Here is a 16,917-nt window from a genome sequence, read left to right as displayed (position 1 = left end):
CGAAGTGGCGCGGCTCGGCGCTATCGCTGGCGATCTACCGGGCGCCATTGAGTTCGGCGCACTCATGGGTCGCGGCGGCGTCGAGACTGCGGTTGTGATCGGCCAGCCCGATGCCGCGCTTCCGGAAGCAGAGGCCGTGGCGGTCGCTCTGGCGACGCGCGATGCGCCGGCCGGGCGCGCCGTCGCGGAGAGCCTTGCGGCTTGCGAGTCGCTTCTGGCGGGAGGTGCGCGGCAGATCGTGCAGCTCGTCGATCCCGGCTTCGAGGACGCGGCGATCGGGCCGGTGGCGGATGCGCTGCTGCGGCGGCTGCAATCGGGCTTCACCGCCATCGCGCCGGGCGCGCCTTCATCCGGGCGCAGTGTCTATCTCGGCCATCTTTTCATCGGCACCGCATTGGCGGGCGGCGAGCCGAACCTGCCGCGCCGCCTGGCCGCGCAGACCGACGCGCCGGTGGCGCTCATCCCCTTCCGCATCATGGAGGAAGGCAGCGCGGCCATCCGGCGGGAAATGTCGCGCCTCGCGGAGGCAGGGCGGCGCTACGCCATTGTGGACTCGCTGACGGACGAGCACCTGGTCGCCCTGGGCGAGGCCGCTGCGGCGCAGGCGCTGCTGGTTGGCGGCCCGAACCTGGCGCTTGGGCTGTCCGCGAGACCCGATCAACGCGTGCCGTTGACCAGGGCGGAAGAGGAAAGGCCCAGCGGCCCCGGCGTGGTGCTGGCCGCCTCCGGCGCGCGTGCCGCCATCGCGCAGCTTGGGCTGGCGCGGCTGCACTGCCCAACTCTCGACATTGAAGGGGCGACGAGCGTGGCGGAAGTCCTGGATTGGGCTCTGCCGCGGCTGTCGGAGGACGTGCCATTGGTGATCGCCGCTGCGCCCGTTCGGGCCGATGCGTCCGGCATGCCAGAGATGCTCGCCGCGCTGGCGGAGGCGCTGGTCGCGCAGGGCGTCAGGCGGCTACTGGTCGCAGGCGAGGCCGCGTCGGCGGCGGTGGTGGCGCGCCTGGGCATCCGGCAGATGCGTGTCGGCGCGGAGATCGACCCCGGACTGCCATGGTGCCGAGTGCCGGAGACGGGGCTTCGCCTCGCGCTCAAACCCGGCGCATCGGGCGGGCGCGACATGCTGCTGCGCGCCTTCGAAGCCTGACGCCAGACATAAAAAAAGGGGGCGCCGAGGCGCCCCCTTTCGATAAGCCGCAGCGCGATCAGGTCGCGTCGCCCTCCGTCGCGGAGGTGATCTCCGTCGCCGCCTCGGTCGCGGCGGCGGCGGCAGCCTCAGCCTTCTTACGGGCGCGCGTGGCAGCGCCCTTCCTGGCGGCGTCGCTGCGCGAGGAGGTCGCGGCGCTCTTGCGGGCGCCGGTGCTGCGCGTCGCGGCGGCGCGCGCGGCCGGAGCCTTGCGCGTGGCGGTCTTCGCCGCGGGCTTGGCGGCCGTCGTACGCTTGGTGGTCGCGGCCTTGCGGGCCGGAGCCTTGCGGGCCGTGGTGGCCGTGGTGCGCTTCGCGGCCGTGCTCGTGCGCTTCGCGGCCGGGCGGCGCGCGGTGGCGGACTTGGCGGCCGTCTTGGCGGTGGTGGCGCGCTTCGCGGGGGTGCGCTTCGCGGTGGCGGCGGTGCGGCGCGCCGGAGCGGCCTTCTTGGCAACGGCGGGCTTGCGGGCCGTCGTCGTCTTACGCGCGGTGCTGGTCTTGCGCGCGGTGCTGGTCTTGCGCGCGGTGGTCGCCTTGCTCGCGGCCGTCTTGCGCGCCGGGGCCTTCTTCGCGGAGCGGGCGGTGGCGGTCGCCTTCTTCGCTGTCGCGCTGCCCTTCTTCGGGCCGGGCTTCTTCGCGGCGCTGGCCTTGGTCGCGGTCTTGGCAGCCGGCTTGGCGCGGCCGGCGGTGCTCGCCTTGCGTGTGCCGGCGCTGCGACGCGTCGTGCTCATGGCCATGGCGGCCGCTCGGGGGGTGGTCTCTTCGCTCACGTGCTGAATCTCCTGAATGGTTCGTGCCGGATGGGTCACGTCATGGGCCAAATCTGACCCGCCGACGCGCCCACCTGTCGGGAGGGAGGCGTCACTGGGTCGGTCACCGCTACGCGTTGAGGTGGGGCATCCGTCGCCGGCGCGCATCGGGGGTTCTGCCCTCCGAGGATAGCGCCTGGTCCGGCTTGCGATGATCGGGAGCCGTTTCCGAAGCCCGTCTTTCGCATTCGCCCACGGTTCAATGACCGTCCTTCCGCGTTGCGTCGCGCCGATCACCATCCCTTCTGTTCGTCGCGTCGCTGCCCGCCGGGTGCATCCGAACTGCACAGGGTGCTTGACAGCATCGCGCGCGAATCGTGTGGGACGGTTCATGCGCGAGCCACGCTATCTGCACGCGCATGCTGCATGTCAACAAAAAGACTTCACGCACGCACCGAATTTCGCATGCAGCCGAACCGTGTGATCGCGCGTTGCGCCGCGCCATCATCCGACATGATGCGTTGCGACGTCGAGCAATAGCTCGCGCTCACGCCTTGCAGCAAGCGTCCTGCCCGAATTTCGCCGCGATCCGAAGCCGCGGCTCCGCGCCTGCATGACGCCGGAGCGGGTTGGGCCAGGCTGTTCTCCGCGGGCTCGTCGACCGCTTTCGCTGCACGCCAGGTGACGCGGCGAAGACGAAGATCTCAGCATGAAGCGGCATGTCTAGGCGAAGGTTGAGGTAGCCTCAGCTGTGTGCCGGCTCGCCAGTCCAGACCGGCATCGTCGCCTCCTTGGCACCACCGCTGTGGACCCTTCGGCGCGGCGGTGCCGCACACCGCCGCGCCGGCAGAGGTGATGCTGCGAACCGGCAGGTCGAGGCGTTGGAGCGATGCACGGCGGCGGCGGCGAGCGAAATGTGGGGGCCGACGCAGCGTCGCGAAGAGAAGATGGAAGAAGCTGCCGGAAGGCGCAGCGAATGGTCGGGCGCGCCGCCGGAGGAAGCCGGCGGCGCGCAACGCGGTCAGAAGATGCCGGGCTTGCCCACCGCCAGCTTGCCCTCGGGCAGGCGCACGCTGAGCTGGTGTAGCTCCCCCGCCTTCAGCGAGGCGAGGTTCTCTGCCGTGGCGATGAAGCGATCCGCCTCGGCAGCATCAATGATCCCGTCGGTCAGGATGCGGAACTTGCGGATGTAGTCGGCGCGGCCGAAGGGCTTCGCCCCCAGCGGATGCGCATTGGCCACCGCCAGCTCGTCGGTCAGCACCGTGCCATCCTTGAGCGTGATCTCCACCCGGCCGCCGAAGGCCAGCTCGTTCGGGTCGCGGGAGTGGTAGCGGCGCGTCCACTCCGGATCCTCGCGGGTTTCCATCTTGTGCCAGAGGCGGATGGTGTCCGGGCGCGCGGCGCGCTCGGGCGCGTAGCTGTCCACATGGTGCCAGCGGCCGTCCTGCAGAGCGACGGTGAAGATGTACATGATCGAGTGGTCCAGCGTCTCGCGGCTGGCTTTCGGGTCCATCTTCTGCGGGTCGTTGGCGCCGGTACCGATCACATAATGCGTGTGATGGGAGGTATGGAGGAGGATCTTCTCCACCTGCTCGAGATCCGCAATCTTCTCCCGCATCCGGAAGGCGAGGTCGATCAGCGCCTGCGACTGGTACTCGGCGGAATGTTCCTTCGTGTAGCTGTCGAGGATCGCGCGCTTGCCTTCGCCCGGCGCCGGCAGCGGCACCTGGTAATAGACAGGACCATAGACGTCGCCCTGGTAGCGCTGCGTGCGGCCGGCCAGCACCCAGGCGATGACGGAATCCTCGCCCTCGTAGATCGGGCTCGGCGCGCCCTCGCCGCGCATGGCGCGGTCCACCGCCTCCACTGCCAGCTTGCCGGCATGGGCGGGGGCGAAGGCCTTCCAGGAGCTGATCTCGCCCTTGCGGCTCTGGCGGAAGGTCACGGACACATGCAGCGCCTGCTGCACCGCCTGGAAGATCGTCGCTTGGTCCAGCCCCAGCAGCGTTCCGATTCCGGCCGCCGCCGCCGGGCAGAGATGGGCGATGTGGTCCACCTTGTGCTCATGCAGGCAGATGGCGCGCACCAGGTCGATATGGATCTCGTAGCCGGTGGCGATCCCGCGCAGGAGATCGGCGCCCGACTTGCCCATGGTCTGGGCGACGGCCAGGACGGGCGGGATGTTGTCGCCGGGATGGGAGTAGTCCGCCGCGAGGAAGGTGTCGTGCATGTCCAGCTCGCGCACCGCCGTGCCATTGGCCCAGGCCGCCCATTCCGGCGAGAAGCGCTTCGACGGGTCCAGGCCAAACACGGTGGCACCGCCTTCCCGCGCATGGCCCAGCGCCATCTGGCGCGCGGAGGTGGGGGCGGAACGGTTGATGGCGGCGATCGCCACGGAGGCATTGTCGATCACCCGGTTGATGATCATCGCTGCCGTGTCCTCCGGCACCGGCACGGAATCGGCGGCAACGCCGGCGATCTTCCAGGCGAGCTGGTCTTCGCGTTTCAGCAGGGCCTTGGAGGGATGGACCTTCACGGAATGCGACTGCAACGGCGTTCTCCCCAGGTTGATTTCGGACGCATGGCCGTTTTTGCGCTCGGATCGCGCGCCCGTCCATGGCGCCGCGCCGCTGCGATGCAGCCGGTGCGGCGGACGCAATTCCAGCGCGACGCGATCCGGTCTAGCCTCCCGCCGAACAGGCAGGACCCGACCGATGCAGCTTCCCTTCGACCGCGTGATCCTCGGCGATCTGGTGCTTCCCGACCGGGTGCTGGAGGGCGGCTATGTCGCCGTGCGCGGGGAGGCGATCGCCGCCATCGGCCAGGGCGCGCCGCCGCCCGCGACGGCTGTGGAAGACCATTCGGGCCGCCTCGTCTTCCCCGGGCTGGTGGATGGCCACATGCACACCGCCAGCGCCATCGGCTGGCCGGGCATCGAGGGCGCGACGCTGTCCGCAGCCGCCGGCGGCGTGACCACCTGCGTCGACATGCCCTACGACATCCCCATTCCCGTCACCGATGCCGCCATCCTGAAGGAAAAGGTGGAGTGGCTGCACCGGCTGGCGCATGTGGATGTCGCCCTCTACGGCACCATCCGCAAGAACGGGGGCGTGGAGGCCATCGCCGGCCTGGCCGAGGCCGGCGCCTGCTCCTTCAAGTTTTCCACCTATGAATACGATGCGGTGCGCTTTCCCCGGATCGACCCGGGACTGATGCGCGAGGCCTTCGAGGAGATCGCGAAAACCAACCTGATGGTCGCGGTCCATAACGAGGACCAGGAACTGGTGATGAAGCTGACCGCCGAGGCGAAGGCGGCCGGCCAGACCGATCCCATCATGCATTGCCGCACCCGCCCGCCCCTGGCCGAGAACCTGGCCAATCTCGCGATCTTCGAGATCGGGTTGGAGACGGGGGCGCATGTCCATATCGCCCATTCCTCCCTCGCCCGCGGCTTCGCCATCGCCGAGGACTTCCGCCGCGCCGGCGCCCGCTCCTCCGGCGAGGCCTGCCTGCACTACTTCTGCATGACCGAGGAGGACATCGTCCGCCTCAAGGGCTTCGGCAAGTGCAACCCACCCTTCCGCACGAAGGATGAGGTGGAGCGCATGTGGACGGCGCTGCTGGACGGCAGGGTTGCCTATATCTCCACCGACCACGCGCCCTGGCAGCGGGAGCGGAAGGAATACAAGGGCGACATCTTCGCCCTCGGCGCCGGGCTGACGGGGATGCAGAGCTTCGCCCCGGTGATGTTTACCCTGCTGGAGGAACGCGGCCTGCCGCTGACGCTCATGGCGAAGTACTGCGCCGCCGAGCCCGCCCGCTACCATGGGCTAAATCCGAAGAAGGGTAGCATCGCCGTCGGGAGCGACGCCGATCTCTGCATCATCGAACGCGGCGACTTCACCTTCGATCAGGCGAAGATCCTCGACCGGCCGGAATTCCAGCACTCCGCCTATCACGGCCGGGCCCTTCGCGGCCGGGTGGCTGCCACCTATCTGCGCGGCACCCGCATCTGGGATGGCGAGACGGTGCTGGCGAAGCCCGGAGACGGCCGCTTCGTGCCGCGCCAGCACGCAATGCCGATCGCGCTGGCATGAACCGTCCGCCGCCCCTTCTTGTCGTGCTGATCACCCTGGCAGGGCTGGGACTGGCCCTGTTCGTGGTGCTGGACATGGGACGGGGCGGCGTTGGGCTTGCGCATTATATGGCTGGCGCGATCATCGCGCTGGTGGGCGCTGGCTTCGCCATGATGAAGGGTAAGCGATGAACCGGCCATTGATCGTCGCGCTTCCTGCCGGGCTGGCGGGCTTCGGCTTCTGGGTCTGGCTGACGGGCCCCGGGACTTCCGTCCCGAACGCGCTGCTTGCACTGGTTTGTGGCATCCTGTGTGGCCGCATCGCCTGGTGGCTGGTCTCGCGCAATGCGCCGGGCGACGACGCCCCGCTCGAGGCGCGCTACACGGCCCCGCCGCCACTGACCGGCCGCCGCGTGCCACCGCCCGCCGATCCAGTGCCTTGGCGCAAGCCTGATCGTCCGGAATGACTCCACACTCTACTATATGGATGGAATGGCGATGCATGGCCGGCCCACGATCCGCCGCGTCGGTCAGACGCCGTGGGGCGTATAGAGGACCCGACTGGGAGCACTTCTCCGCTCCCCGCAAAAGATGGTGGCGCCATGCCTGGGGAGATGACTGAGATGGCGAGCGACAGGATCCTCATCGGCAAGGGTACGTCACCGCAGTACCTGCATCTTGCCCTGGCCAACCGGCACGGGCTGGTGGCGGGCGCGACGGGAACCGGCAAGACCATCACCTTGCAGACCCTGGTCGAAGGCTTCTCCCGCTCGGGCGTTCCGGTGTTCTGCGCCGATATCAAGGGCGACCTCGCCGGGTTGAGCCAACCCGGCAAGCCCAATCCGAAGATTGCCGAGCGTGCGGCAAGCCTCGGTCCCGAGGGCTTCGCGTGGCAGGCCTCTCCCGTGGTGTTCTGGGACGTGTTCGGCGAGCAAGGTCATCCGGTGCGCGCCACGGTCGCGGAAATGGGCCCGCTGCTCCTCGCCCGGCTACTCGACCTGAACGACACCCAGGAGGGCGTGCTGGCGATCGCCTTCGCCCTGGCCGATGACCAGGGCCTTCTCCTGCTCGACTTCAAGGATCTCCGCGCGCTGCTGGCCCATGTGGCGGAGCGTGCGGGCGAGTTGTCCACGCATTATGGCAATGTCAGCAAGGCCACCATCGGCACCATCCAGCGGCGCCTGCTCACGCTGGAGCAGCAGGGAGCCGAGCACTTCTTCGGCGAGCCGGCGCTCGAGTTGACCGACCTGATGCTGCTGACGCCGGACGGCCGCGGCTCGGTCAACATTCTCGCCGCGGACAAGCTCGCCGGCAGCCCACGCCTGTATGCGACCTTCCTCCTCTGGCTCCTGTCGGAGCTGTTCGAGGAGCTTCCGGAGGTGGGTGACCTGGACAAGCCCAAGCTCGTCTTCTTCTTCGACGAGGCGCATCTGCTGTTCCGGGACGTGCCAAAGGCGCTGCTGGAGAAGATCGAGCAGGTGGTCCGGCTGATCCGCTCCAAGGGCGTCGGCGTCTACTTCGTTACCCAGAACCCGTTGGACCTGCCGGGCACAGTGCTGGGTCAGCTAGGCAATCGCGTGCAGCACGCCCTGCGCGCCTTCACGCCGGCCGACCAGAAGGCTGTGCGCGCAGCCGCCGAAACCTTCCGCCCGAATCCTGCCTTCCGCACCGACACCGCCATCATGGAACTCTCGGTCGGCGAGGCGCTGGTTTCCACTCTGCAGCCCGGGGGCCAGCCGGGTGTGGTGGATCGCGCGAAGATCCTGCCGCCGCGTTCGCGCATGGGCGCCATCACGCCGGAGGAACGCGCAGTCATTCAGGCTCATAGTCCGATCGGGGCGAAATACGACACGCCGCTTGACCGGGTCTCCGCCTATGAACACCTCTCCGGCCGGGCCACCACGGTGGCGGAGGATACCGCGCCGCGCACCGCCGGCATGGGCGACACCTCGCCCGACCCGGCAATGGACGGCTCCTGGGGTGGCGTGGCGGGCGGCGCCAACAGCCCCGGTCCCTGGGGCGGTCCCTCGCCGCCACCCGGCATGCCCGGAAGCCCCTGGGGCGGCTCCGTCCCGCCGTCGTTGCCCCCCATGCGCCGCATGCCGGTGCCGACCGATCCAACCGCCTCGCGCGGCGCGGGACGCACCGCTCCGCCACCGGCCGGCCAGGCGGGCGGCTGGGGCGGCGTGCTGTCGGATGTGCTGACCGGCGGCGGCGGCCGGCGTCAGGGGGCTGTGGAGGCCATGGCAAAGTCCGCGATGCGGAGCATGGGCAGCCAGGTCGGCCGCGCGCTGGTCCGCGGCGTGCTTGGCTCTCTCCTCAAGCGCTGACCCTCGCGGCAGGCCTCTTGCCGAAACGGAAGGCCCGCGCTGCCTGCTTCCCTTCACCTGACCTACGGAGTTCGATCGCATGTCCCGTCGCCTGACCGTCGCCGCCGCCCAGCTCGGCCCCATCCAGAAGGCAGAGGGCCGCGACGTCGCCGTGGGCCGCATGGTGCGGCTGATGGAGACGGCACATCGCCGCGGCGCCGAGGTGGTGGTCTTTCCGGAGCTCGCGCTCACCACCTTCTTTCCCCGCTGGTACGAGGAGGACCGCGCGGCGGCAGACCATTGGTTCGAGACCTCCATGCCCTCGAACGCGACCGCCCCGCTGTTTGAGGCGGCGCGCAAATACGGCATCGCCTTCCATCTCGGCTATGCCGAGAAGACGCCGGAAGGGCGGCACTTCAACACGGCGGTCTTCGTCGATCCCTCGGGCGAGATCGTGCTGAAGTACCGCAAGGTGCATCTGCCCGGGCACGCCGAATACGACCCGATCCGGAGGGTGCAGCATCTGGAGAAGCGCTACTTCGAGGTGGGTGACCTCGGCTTCCCCGTGGTGCGTGCCCCGGTCGGTGGGGCTGGGCCCGTGAACCTCGGCATGCTGATCTGCAATGATCGCCGCTGGCCGGAAGCCTGGCGCGTGCTGGGGCTGCAGAGCGTGGAGCTGGTGATGATCGGCTACAACACGCCCAGCCTGAACATGGACAACCGCGGCTTCGAGGCCCACCACCTGCGCGTCCTGCACTCCCACCTTTCGCTGCAGGCGGGCTGCTACCAGAACGCCACCTTCGGCGTCGGCACCGCAAAGGGCGGCACGGAGGACGGGCATGAGCTGTTCGGCCATTCCATCATCGTGAACCCGCAGGGCGAGATCATGGCCCAGGCCACCTCCTGGGACGACGAGCTGATCGTTGCCGATTGCGACCTCGACATGTGCCGGCTGGGGCGCGAGACGATCTTCAACTTCGCCGCGCATCGCCGCGTGGAGGCCTACGGGCGCATCACCGCCCAGACCGGCGCCGAAGCTCCGGCAGAATGGCATCCGAAGGGCGGCTGACAACCCTTCGTGGGCGGGGCGCGTTGAGGCCATGGAGGTATCCCATGCGCCGCATCGCCCTCGCCCTCATTGTTCTGGCAGCCCCGGCTGCCATCGCCCAGAGCCCCGCGCAGCGCCAGGCGCAGCAGGAGTTGGAGCGCGACCAGCGGCGCGACCGCGTAACCGATGTGGCGCGGGACCTGGAGGCAGGCGGCGCGCGCAGCACAGCAGGCGTGGTGGATGACATGAACCGGGAGCGGCCGACGGTCGCGCCCACCAGCCGCGATGCTGAAATAAGCACACCGCGGGTCCGGGCCGGCACCACCCTCCCGCTGCTCAGCGACAATCCGCAGCGTTGAGGCGTGAGCGCGGAGGCGGCTGCCATCTCGCCACCCTGCCCCGGAGCGGCCTTTTCCGAGCCGCAACAGTGCCACCGGCGCTGCGTTTCCTTTCCGACGGCTGGCTCCACCTGGAGCCACTCAGATGGAGAACCCGATGCGCCGCCAATTCCTGATTTCCGGCAGCCTTGCCCTGGTCGCGCTTGGCGCCGCATCCGCTCGCGCGCAGAATCTCAATCAGTTGCTGGACGGCGCCATACGCCAGTTCGGCGGCAATCCGGAGGAGGACCGCCGCCGGGCCGAAGATGAGGAGCGCCGCCGGAGGGAAGAGGCGCGCCGCGACCGCAATGACGACCGCAGCCTCTCCGGGGAGCGTGGTCGCGGTCGCATGGAGGATGAGCGGGGGGAGTCAGAGCGCCGTCGCGAGGCGTCGGAGCGCAACCGTGAGCGCCGCGAGAGCCGTGGCGAACGCTTCGGCGATGACGAAAGGTCCCGCCCCGGTCGAGACCGCGAGCGCACGGATCGCGACCGCCAACTGGCCGAGCAGCAGCGGCAGATCGATGAGCAGCAGCGCCGGCTGGACGAGCAGCGGCGGCGCGCGGAGGGGGACCGGCGCCGCTGAGAGCGGCTGAGCGCCGCAGGCCCAGCCTTCCCCGCAGGCGGCCTGCGGCCCCTCCGCCGGCAACTTCGCCGCACAAGCAGGCGTTGTAGCCGGCAGGAGACCCATTCATGCCCCGCCCAGTTCTTGCCGCCTTCGCCATCGCCGGGCTCGCCATGGGCGCGCCCTCCCTGGCACATGCCGATGACGGGATTTTCGGCAGCTTCCTCAGCGGCTTCAGTCGAGCCTCCGAGGTGAAGCCGACGGCGCGGACAGAGCTTCAGGACCGCGAGCGCGAGGCTCGCAACCTTCGCCGCGAATACTGGGAGCGCGAACGGAACCGCTTGGCCCGGAACGGGCCGGCTCGCGATGCATCGACCCAGACCGTCGCCACGCGCTGAGCGCCGCGCTTCCCCTGCATCGCGCCCGGTCCGCAGGGGCCGGGCGCTCGCTTTTTCAGGTCACCGCGAGCAGCGCCTGGACCGCCGCTGCGGCACAGGGCTCGATGACCGGCACGCCAATCTCCGCCTCCAGATAGGCCCGGTGCCCCGCCATGCCGGTGCAGCCCAGAACCACGGCGGCGCTTCCCGCCTCAACCAGCCGCTGGCCGGCAGCCACCAGGGCGGCGCGGGGCGCCTCCGGGTCGGTCAGCGCGGACATGGACAAGTTGAGCGCCTCGGTCGCCGCCAGCCGGTTTTCCACGCCCATGGAAAGCAGCACGCGCCGCTGCCTCTCCTTGCTGGCGTCCACGAAGGCGATGACGCCGAAGCGGTCCGCCCGCGCCATGGCGGCCAGGACGGCCGAGCGGAACGGGCCGATGACCGGACGGTCCGTTACCTCCCGCACCGCCTCGACCCCTGGATCGGATACGCAGGCGATGACATAGGCATCGGCGGCTTCGGCCTGGACGGCGGCGCAGAGCGGCAGGGCCACGCCGTACCAGTCCTGCCAGCTGGCGATGCAATCGGGGCCTTCCCGAAGCTGGATGGTGTCAAAGCGGGCTTGGCCGGGACGGCCGAAGGGCTCCAGCGCCGCGGCGATGCCGGCCGTGCAGCTTGCATCCTTGTTCGGGTTGATGACGAGGATGCGGCGTTCCATTCCTCGATGGTGGCGGCCGGCCCCGCGCACGGCAAGCCCATGGACGCTTGCCGTCCCGTCCCCGGCCGCCCATATTGCACCGCAACAAAGCATGCTGGGGCAGCGTTATGCCGCAAGCCCCTGGAGGACCGCCGTCATGCCCAGCCCGCCAGCAGTGCCCCCAACCGTGACGACCTGGCGGTCCGCTTCCGCGCGCGCCGCGGCCGGAGAGGCCGAACTGCCCTCCATGCTCACCATGGTCCGGCGGGGCATGCTGAACCGCTGCCCGAACTGCGGAGAGGGCAAGGTCTTCCGGGGCTTCCTCAAAGTGGTCCCGGAATGCGAGGTGTGCCATGCGCCGCTCGGCCAGCTGCGGGCGGATGACGCGCCGCCCTATATCGTCATCTTCCTGACGGGTCATATCCTCTTCCCCCCGATCTTCTGGATTGAAAAGGCCTATGAGCCGCCGATGCTCCTGCAGATGGCGGTGTGGCTGCCGCTCTTCGCCGTCGTCTGCACACTGCTGCTGCGCCCGGCGAAGGGGGCCGTGGTCGGCTGGATGATGAAGCTGGGCTTTGCCGACCAGGACAGCCCGCACAGCTGGCCCGCCGACACCGGCACCTCCCGCGATGGCTGAACTCGCGCTGGCCGAACCTGCCGTGGCGTCTCGTGACATCGTGCGGATCGAGCTTGAGGAGCACGCGCCCCTCCCCTCTGCCTTTGCGGAGGCAGACCGGCTACAGGCCGTGGCGGACCTTCTGGCTGGCAACCGCTTTTCCCCCACCGGCCTGCCGCCGGGCCCCTATGTGCTGCACCTGGCGCTGCGCGACGGCCGGCTGGTCCTGGACATCCGGGACGAGGCTGACGCACCACTGCACGCCTATCTGCTCGCCCTTGGTCCGTTCCGACGGCTGATCAAGGATTATCAGATGGTCATCGACGGCCATGAGCAGGCGGTGACAGAGGGTGCGGCCGAAGCCCGCATCCAGGCTATCGACATGGGCCGCCGCGGGTTGCACAACGAGGCGGCCGAGTTGCTGCGCGAGCGCCTGGATGGCCGTGTGACACTCGATTTCGAGACCGCGCGCCGCCTCTTCACCCTGGTCTGCGCCCTGCACCAACGGATCTGACACCTTGAAGATTGACGGCAAGCCCTTCCGCAGCGTCTGGCTGGACACGGACGGCCATTTCATCTGCATCTTCGACCAGACGAAGCTGCCCTGGGCCGTGGAGACGCTGCGCCTGTCCGATGAGGAGCAGGTGGCGCAGGCCATTCGCTCGATGCAGGTGCGGGGCGCACCACTGATCGGCGCCGTGGGCGCGTATGGGCTTGCCATGGCCCTGCGCCGGGATCCGTCCATCGAGAATCTGGAGCGGATGGCGGCGATGCTGAACGAGACGCGCCCAACGGCCGTGAACCTGAAATGGGCGCTGGACCGGATCTGCGCGGCCACCCGTAACCACCCGCCCGAGCGTCGGGCCGATGCCGCCTATGCCGAGGCGGCGGCTATCTGCGACGACGACGTGGAGACCAACCGCCGCATCGGTGAGCACGGCCTGCCGCTTCTGCAGGAGATTGCCGCCCGCAAGGCGCGGCAAGGCCGGGCGGGAGAGCCGGTGCGGGTGCTGACGCATTGCAACGCGGGCTGGATCGCGACGGTGGATTTCGGCACCGCCCTTTCCCCCATCTACCAAGCCCATGACTCTGGCATGGACGTGCATGTCTGGGTGGACGAGACCCGCCCGCGCAACCAGGGCGCGGCGCTGACCGCCTGGGAGCTGGGCGCGCATGGCGTGCCGCACACGCTGGTGGCCGACAATGCCGGCGGGCACCTGATGCAGCGGGGGCTGGTGGATATCGTCCTGGTTGGTACCGACCGTGTCACCCGTCAGGGCGACGTGGCAAACAAGATCGGCACCTATCTCAAGGCCCTGGCCGCGAAGGATAACGACGTTCCCTTCTGGGTGGCCCTGCCGCATTCCACCCTGGACATGAAGGTCCGGGACGGGCTGGTGGAAATCCCGATCGAGGAGCGGTCCGGATCCGAGGTGACGGATGCCACCGGGCGCCTGCCCGATGGCAGCGTAGCGACGGTACGAGTGGCGGCGGAGGGAACCCCGGCCGCCAATCCGGCCTTCGACGTGACTCCGGCCCGGCTGGTGACAGGCCTGATCACGGAGAGGGGACGCTGCGAGGCGAGCGAGGCGGGACTGGCCGGGCTCTACCCCGAGAAGGCCTGAACGCTCAGGTCAGCTGGCGGGCGGGGGAGAAGGCACGGCGCTCGAGGACCGTGAGGCCGGCCACGATGGCGCCGCCCGAAAGCGTGGCGCCGACGGCTGCCAGGATGGGCAGGCTGTCCGAAGACACGCCGTTCACCAGACTGCCAACGATGGCGAGGATCAGGACGAGGCCAAAGGTGATCGCAGCGAGGGCAATGCGGTCCATGGCGAGGCTCCTTAGCCGGCATGATTGCCGGCAAGGCCTTAAACGCCTCCGGCAGGGCGAAGACTTGCCCAGAACATGGCATTATCGAGGCAAATCCCCTCCCCTGCACAAGGCTTGCATGCAAGGCTCGCATCACCGCCGAATCCCATGAGGAATACCCGCATGCGCCGCCTCCTGCTCGCCGCCGCCCTGGCGGCCCTGCCCGCCGCCTCCCTCCCCGCCCTTGCCCAGGGCGGCCCGCCGTTGCGGACGGCGGTGGACGGCACCTTCGCGCCGCATGCCTTCCCGCGGATGGAGGGCGGGGTGCAAGGCTTCAACGTGGACCTGTTCCGCGAGGTCGCGCGCCGCATGGGACGCGAGATCACCATCGACAGCGCCTCCTTCTCCGGCCTGGTTCCGGCGCTAAACGCCGGGCGCTACGACTTCCTCGCGGCGCCGGTCACGGTGACGAAGGAGCGTGCGGAGTCGATGCTCTTCGCCGAGGGATATCTCTATACCGAGTTCCAGTTCGGCATCCGCCGCGGCAATGCCTCCATCCGCAGCACGGATGACCTGCGCGGCAAGGTGATCGCCGTGAACAAGGGCAGCGCCTATGACGCCTGGGCCCAGGCGAATGCCGAGCGGCTGGGCTTCACCTTCCAGACCTATGACACGAACCCGGATGCGGTGCAGGCCGTGATCTCCGGCCGCGCCTATGCGGTGCTGGCAGGGAACACGGTGGTGAAATACGCCGCCAGCCAGCAGCGCAACCTGGTGCCGGACTTCTCCCTGCGGGAGACGCGCGCGCACTGGGCCGCCCCCTTCCGCCGGGACAATGCCGAGCTGCGCAATGCGGTCGAGAACGTGCTGGAATGCATGAAGAAGGACGGCTCGCTCGCCGCCCTGTCCGAGAAGTGGTTCGGCGCCAAGCCGGCGGCGGACGATGCCGAGAACACCATCTTCCCCGGCTATGGCGTCCCCGGCCTGCCGGGACATGACGCCACGCCGCACGAGCCGCGCTGCAGCTGAGCCGGCGCGGGTCCTGAACTGGCATGGGTGGGCTGGACGGATTCGCCATCACCTTCCTCAACGCGAAGGTGATGGCGGAGTGGCTGCCGAAGATTGCTTCCGGCTTCGTGCTGACGGTGGCGCTTGCCGCGCTGATCGTCGCGGCAGGGCTGGCGCTCGGCCTGGGGCTGGCGGTGCTGCGCGCCTTCGGGCTGCGGGTGGTGAACTGGGGGATCATCCTGCTGGTGGACGTGTTCCGCGCGCTGCCGCCGCTGGTGATCATCGTGCTGCTGTATTTCGGCTTGCCGGGGATGGGCATCTCCCTCTCCGGCTTCTGGGCCACCTGGCTGTCGCTGACCCTGGTGCTCGCCGCCTTTTCGGAGGAGATCTTCTGGGCAGGCATCACTGCCACCCCAAAGGGGCAGTGGGATGCCGGCAAGGCGCTGGGGCTGCGCTTCCTGCCCATCCTGTTCCACATCATCCTGCCCCAGGCGGTGCGGATGGTGGTGCCGCCGCTCACCAACCGCACCATCGCCATCACCAAGGGCACGGCCCTCGCCTCGGTGGTGGGGGTGGCCGAGATCCTGGGGGCGGCGCAATCGGCCATGGCCTTCTCGGGCAATCCCTCGCCGCTCACGCTGGGCGCCATCGCCTATGCGCTGCTGTTCCTGCCCGTGGTCGGGCTCGGGCGGTGGATCGAGCGGCGCGTCGCCATTCCTAGCCGTTGAGCGAGGGCCGCTAAGCCGTGTTCGAGGATTTCGTCGACTCCTTCCTCAACCTGGAGATCATTCTCCGCGCCATGCCGATCCTCTGGCGCGGGCTGATGCAGACGCTGCTGCTTGCCGCGATCGTCATCCCGCTGGGGTTGGGTGGCGGCATGGCCATTGCCCTGCTGTCCCGCGCGAAGACCCGCTGGGTGCGCTGGCCCCTCGCCATCTGGACCGACACCTTCCGCGCCCTGCCGCCGCTGGTGCTGCTGATCTTCCTCTACGCCGGGCTGCCCTTCCTCGGCGTCGATCTCGGCCCCTGGGGCGCGGTCGCGCTCGCCTTCTTCCTCAACACCGGCGCCTATTACGGCGAGGTGTTGCGCGCGGGGCTGGACAGCGTGCATCCCGGGCAGATGGAGGCGGCGCGTGCCCTTGGTCTGCGGCCATCCCTCGCGCTCTGGCTGGTCGTGATTCCTCAGGCGGTGCGGAACGTGATGCCGGACCTCGTGTCCAACACGCTGGAGGTGGTGAAGCTCACCTCCATCGCCTCGGTGGTGGCGCTGCCCGAGCTGCTGTTCCAGGCGCGGCAGGCGCAGAGCGTGACCTACAATGCCTCGCCCATCGTGGCGGCGGCCCTGGCCTATTTCATCATCCTCTGGCCGGTGGTGCGGCTGCTGTCGCGGCTGGAGAATCGCGCGGTGGCAGGGCGCGGCTGAGTCAGGCCGCGCCCCGCGGGCACAGCGCGTCCGCCAGCTCCTCCATCCGCGCGAAGAAGCGCGCCGGGTTCCGTGCCCGCAGAATCTCCGGCGTCGCATAGCCCCAGGCGACGGCGCCGGATGAAATGCCCGCCTTCCGCGCCGCCTCGATGTCCCGCACCTCGTCGCCGATGGCGATGGCCGTCTCGGCGGGCAGTCCGGCGCGTCGCAGCACGCGGCGCAGCAGCGGCGCCTTCCCGAAGATGGAGGCGCGGCATTCCATGAAGGCGACGAGATCCGCCAGCTCCGGCCCAAGCACCCGACGCACCACCGCCTCCTCATTGGAGGTGACGATGGCCAGCGTCGCGCCCCGCGCGGAGAGCGCCCGCAGCATCGTCTCGGTGCCGGGGAAGAGCCTGATGCTACCGGCATCCTCGGTGATGCGCCGGCGCATATGGGTGGCGATCATCGGCAGCTTCCACATCGGCACGCCAAGTGCCCGGATGATGGCGCGATTGTCCTGGCCGCGCAGCGCGGCGATCTCCGCCTCATCGACGCGGCGATAGCCGAAGCGGTCCGCCTCTTCGTTCAGCGTGCGCATCACCCAGGCGGCGCTGTCGGCGAGGGTGCCGTCGAAATCGAAGATGACGAGGCGGGGGATCACGACAGGACATCCGGGCAGCAGGGCGCGCGCCAGTAGGTCCTG

The 16,917-nt window shown here is 69.3% G+C and carries 20 protein-coding genes; 15 read left to right on the top strand and 5 right to left on the bottom strand.

The genetic code is table 11. The features are described from left to right. Window positions 1-4 precede the first annotated feature (4 nt). Window positions 5-1,144 (top strand): four-carbon acid sugar kinase family protein, encoded by a 1,140-nt coding sequence (locus tag GSE44_RS11410; RefSeq protein WP_159348920.1) that lies wholly within the window; start codon window positions 5-7, stop codon window positions 1,142-1,144. A 58-nt stretch (window positions 1,145-1,202) separates the two neighbouring features. Here GSE44_RS11410 and GSE44_RS11405 read toward each other — a convergent pair whose 3' ends face one another. Further along, the gene (locus GSE44_RS11405; protein ID WP_201306035.1) at window positions 1,203-1,952 is read right to left on the bottom strand and encodes a hypothetical protein; all 750 of its coding nucleotides are present in this window, start codon (window positions 1,950-1,952) and stop codon (window positions 1,203-1,205) included. Window positions 1,953-2,952: 1,000 nt separating this feature from the next. Further along, window positions 2,953-4,482 (bottom strand): MmgE/PrpD family protein, encoded by a 1,530-nt coding sequence (locus tag GSE44_RS11400; RefSeq protein ID WP_159348919.1) that lies wholly within the window; start codon window positions 4,480-4,482, stop codon window positions 2,953-2,955. Between the two features lie 163 nt (window positions 4,483-4,645). On the opposite strand from GSE44_RS11400, the gene GSE44_RS11395 reads away from it, so the two are divergent. The 8 genes from GSE44_RS11395 (at window position 4,646) to GSE44_RS11360 (ending at window position 10,700) form a co-directional block, all read left to right on the top strand. Next, window positions 4,646-6,028, top strand: a complete 1,383-nt coding sequence (locus GSE44_RS11395; protein ID WP_159348918.1) for a dihydroorotase — start codon at window positions 4,646-4,648, stop codon at window positions 6,026-6,028. Beyond that, the gene (locus GSE44_RS11390) at window positions 6,025-6,198 is read left to right on the top strand and encodes a hypothetical protein (RefSeq protein WP_159348917.1); all 174 of its coding nucleotides are present in this window, start codon (window positions 6,025-6,027) and stop codon (window positions 6,196-6,198) included. The genes GSE44_RS11395 and GSE44_RS11390 overlap by 4 nt, the downstream gene beginning before the upstream one ends. Further along, window positions 6,195-6,473: a hypothetical protein gene (locus GSE44_RS11385; RefSeq protein WP_159348916.1), complete on the top strand. Its 279-nt coding sequence runs from the start codon at window positions 6,195-6,197 to the stop codon at window positions 6,471-6,473. The genes GSE44_RS11390 and GSE44_RS11385 overlap by 4 nt, the downstream gene beginning before the upstream one ends. A 156-nt stretch (window positions 6,474-6,629) precedes the next feature. After that, window positions 6,630-8,336, top strand: a complete 1,707-nt coding sequence (locus tag GSE44_RS11380; RefSeq protein ID WP_159348915.1) for a helicase HerA-like domain-containing protein — start codon at window positions 6,630-6,632, stop codon at window positions 8,334-8,336. 79 nt (window positions 8,337-8,415) lie between these two features. After that, window positions 8,416-9,384, top strand: coding sequence for an N-carbamoyl-D-amino-acid hydrolase (locus GSE44_RS11375; protein WP_159348914.1), 969 nt, complete (start codon window positions 8,416-8,418; stop codon window positions 9,382-9,384). A gap of 44 nt (window positions 9,385-9,428) precedes the next feature. Beyond that, the gene (locus tag GSE44_RS11370; protein ID WP_159348913.1) at window positions 9,429-9,722 is read left to right on the top strand and encodes a hypothetical protein; all 294 of its coding nucleotides are present in this window, start codon (window positions 9,429-9,431) and stop codon (window positions 9,720-9,722) included. 124 nt (window positions 9,723-9,846) lie between these two features. Further along, window positions 9,847-10,323, top strand: a complete 477-nt coding sequence (locus tag GSE44_RS11365) for a hypothetical protein (RefSeq protein WP_159348912.1) — start codon at window positions 9,847-9,849, stop codon at window positions 10,321-10,323. Window positions 10,324-10,430: 107 nt separating this feature from the next. Next, window positions 10,431-10,700 (top strand): hypothetical protein, encoded by a 270-nt coding sequence (locus tag GSE44_RS11360; RefSeq protein WP_159348911.1) that lies wholly within the window; start codon window positions 10,431-10,433, stop codon window positions 10,698-10,700. 55 nt (window positions 10,701-10,755) lie between these two features. On the opposite strand, the gene GSE44_RS11355 is transcribed toward GSE44_RS11360, so the two are convergent. Continuing rightward, the gene (locus GSE44_RS11355; protein ID WP_159348910.1) at window positions 10,756-11,397 is read right to left on the bottom strand and encodes an aspartate/glutamate racemase family protein; all 642 of its coding nucleotides are present in this window, start codon (window positions 11,395-11,397) and stop codon (window positions 10,756-10,758) included. A gap of 136 nt (window positions 11,398-11,533) precedes the next feature. Between GSE44_RS11355 and GSE44_RS11350 the strand changes: the two genes are divergently transcribed. From GSE44_RS11350 to mtnA, 3 genes are read left to right on the top strand one after another with little or no spacing between them, the layout of a single operon-like run. Further along, window positions 11,534-12,013, top strand: coding sequence for a DUF983 domain-containing protein (locus tag GSE44_RS11350; protein ID WP_159348909.1), 480 nt, complete (start codon window positions 11,534-11,536; stop codon window positions 12,011-12,013). Further along, window positions 12,006-12,506, top strand: a complete 501-nt coding sequence (locus GSE44_RS11345) for a UPF0262 family protein (RefSeq protein WP_159348908.1) — start codon at window positions 12,006-12,008, stop codon at window positions 12,504-12,506. The genes GSE44_RS11350 and GSE44_RS11345 overlap by 8 nt, the downstream gene beginning before the upstream one ends. 4 nt (window positions 12,507-12,510) lie before the next feature. Then, window positions 12,511-13,617 (top strand): S-methyl-5-thioribose-1-phosphate isomerase, encoded by a 1,107-nt coding sequence (gene mtnA, locus GSE44_RS11340; RefSeq protein ID WP_159348907.1) that lies wholly within the window; start codon window positions 12,511-12,513, stop codon window positions 13,615-13,617. Between the two features lie 4 nt (window positions 13,618-13,621). Here the strand turns inward: mtnA and GSE44_RS11335 are convergent, their stop codons facing one another. Next, window positions 13,622-13,822 (bottom strand): hypothetical protein, encoded by a 201-nt coding sequence (locus GSE44_RS11335; RefSeq protein ID WP_159348906.1) that lies wholly within the window; start codon window positions 13,820-13,822, stop codon window positions 13,622-13,624. Window positions 13,823-13,984: 162 nt separating this feature from the next. Between GSE44_RS11335 and GSE44_RS11330 the strand changes: the two genes are divergently transcribed. From GSE44_RS11330 to GSE44_RS11320, 3 genes are read left to right on the top strand one after another with little or no spacing between them, the layout of a single operon-like run. After that, complete coding sequence (locus GSE44_RS11330) at window positions 13,985-14,830, top strand: transporter substrate-binding domain-containing protein (RefSeq protein WP_159348905.1); 846 nt, start codon at window positions 13,985-13,987, stop codon at window positions 14,828-14,830. A gap of 23 nt (window positions 14,831-14,853) precedes the next feature. Then, window positions 14,854-15,537 (top strand): amino acid ABC transporter permease, encoded by a 684-nt coding sequence (locus GSE44_RS11325; protein WP_159348904.1) that lies wholly within the window; start codon window positions 14,854-14,856, stop codon window positions 15,535-15,537. Window positions 15,538-15,554: 17 nt separating this feature from the next. Beyond that, window positions 15,555-16,232 carry an amino acid ABC transporter permease gene (locus tag GSE44_RS11320; RefSeq protein ID WP_235924729.1) on the top strand — a complete coding sequence of 226 codons (678 nt, stop codon included), beginning with the start codon at window positions 15,555-15,557 and terminating at the stop codon, window positions 16,230-16,232. A gap of 1 nt (window position 16,233) precedes the next feature. Here the strand turns inward: GSE44_RS11320 and GSE44_RS11315 are convergent, their stop codons facing one another. Next, the gene (locus GSE44_RS11315) at window positions 16,234-16,875 is read right to left on the bottom strand and encodes an HAD hydrolase-like protein (RefSeq protein WP_201306034.1); all 642 of its coding nucleotides are present in this window, start codon (window positions 16,873-16,875) and stop codon (window positions 16,234-16,236) included. Window positions 16,876-16,917 lie beyond the last annotated feature (42 nt).

Source organism: Muricoccus harenae (assembly GCF_009848505.1).
Lineage (GTDB): Bacteria > Pseudomonadota > Alphaproteobacteria > Acetobacterales > Acetobacteraceae > Roseomonas > Roseomonas harenae.
Note: the sequence above shows the minus strand (reverse complement) of the source record. Positions and strands in the feature narration are given on the sequence as shown.

Excerpts from the sequence above, each read along its gene's own strand:
- GSE44_RS11395 (WP_159348918.1), top strand. The coding sequence starts at position 4,646 with ATGCAGCTTCCCTTCGACCGCGTGATCCTCGGCGATCTGGTGCTTCCC.
- GSE44_RS11390 (WP_159348917.1), top strand. The coding sequence starts at position 6,025 with ATGAACCGTCCGCCGCCCCTTCTTGTCGTGCTGATCACCCTGGCAGGG.
- GSE44_RS11385 (WP_159348916.1), top strand. The coding sequence starts at position 6,195 with ATGAACCGGCCATTGATCGTCGCGCTTCCTGCCGGGCTGGCGGGCTTC.
- GSE44_RS11380 (WP_159348915.1), top strand. The coding sequence starts at position 6,630 with ATGGCGAGCGACAGGATCCTCATCGGCAAGGGTACGTCACCGCAGTAC.
- GSE44_RS11375 (WP_159348914.1), top strand. The coding sequence starts at position 8,416 with ATGTCCCGTCGCCTGACCGTCGCCGCCGCCCAGCTCGGCCCCATCCAG.
- GSE44_RS11370 (WP_159348913.1), top strand. The coding sequence starts at position 9,429 with ATGCGCCGCATCGCCCTCGCCCTCATTGTTCTGGCAGCCCCGGCTGCC.
- GSE44_RS11365 (WP_159348912.1), top strand. The coding sequence starts at position 9,847 with ATGGAGAACCCGATGCGCCGCCAATTCCTGATTTCCGGCAGCCTTGCC.
- GSE44_RS11360 (WP_159348911.1), top strand. The coding sequence starts at position 10,431 with ATGCCCCGCCCAGTTCTTGCCGCCTTCGCCATCGCCGGGCTCGCCATG.
- GSE44_RS11355 (WP_159348910.1), bottom strand. The coding sequence starts at position 11,397 with ATGGAACGCCGCATCCTCGTCATCAACCCGAACAAGGATGCAAGCTGC.
- GSE44_RS11350 (WP_159348909.1), top strand. The coding sequence starts at position 11,534 with ATGCCCAGCCCGCCAGCAGTGCCCCCAACCGTGACGACCTGGCGGTCC.
- GSE44_RS11345 (WP_159348908.1), top strand. The coding sequence starts at position 12,006 with ATGGCTGAACTCGCGCTGGCCGAACCTGCCGTGGCGTCTCGTGACATC.
- GSE44_RS11335 (WP_159348906.1), bottom strand. The coding sequence starts at position 13,822 with ATGGACCGCATTGCCCTCGCTGCGATCACCTTTGGCCTCGTCCTGATC.
- GSE44_RS11330 (WP_159348905.1), top strand. The coding sequence starts at position 13,985 with ATGCGCCGCCTCCTGCTCGCCGCCGCCCTGGCGGCCCTGCCCGCCGCC.
- GSE44_RS11325 (WP_159348904.1), top strand. The coding sequence starts at position 14,854 with ATGGGTGGGCTGGACGGATTCGCCATCACCTTCCTCAACGCGAAGGTG.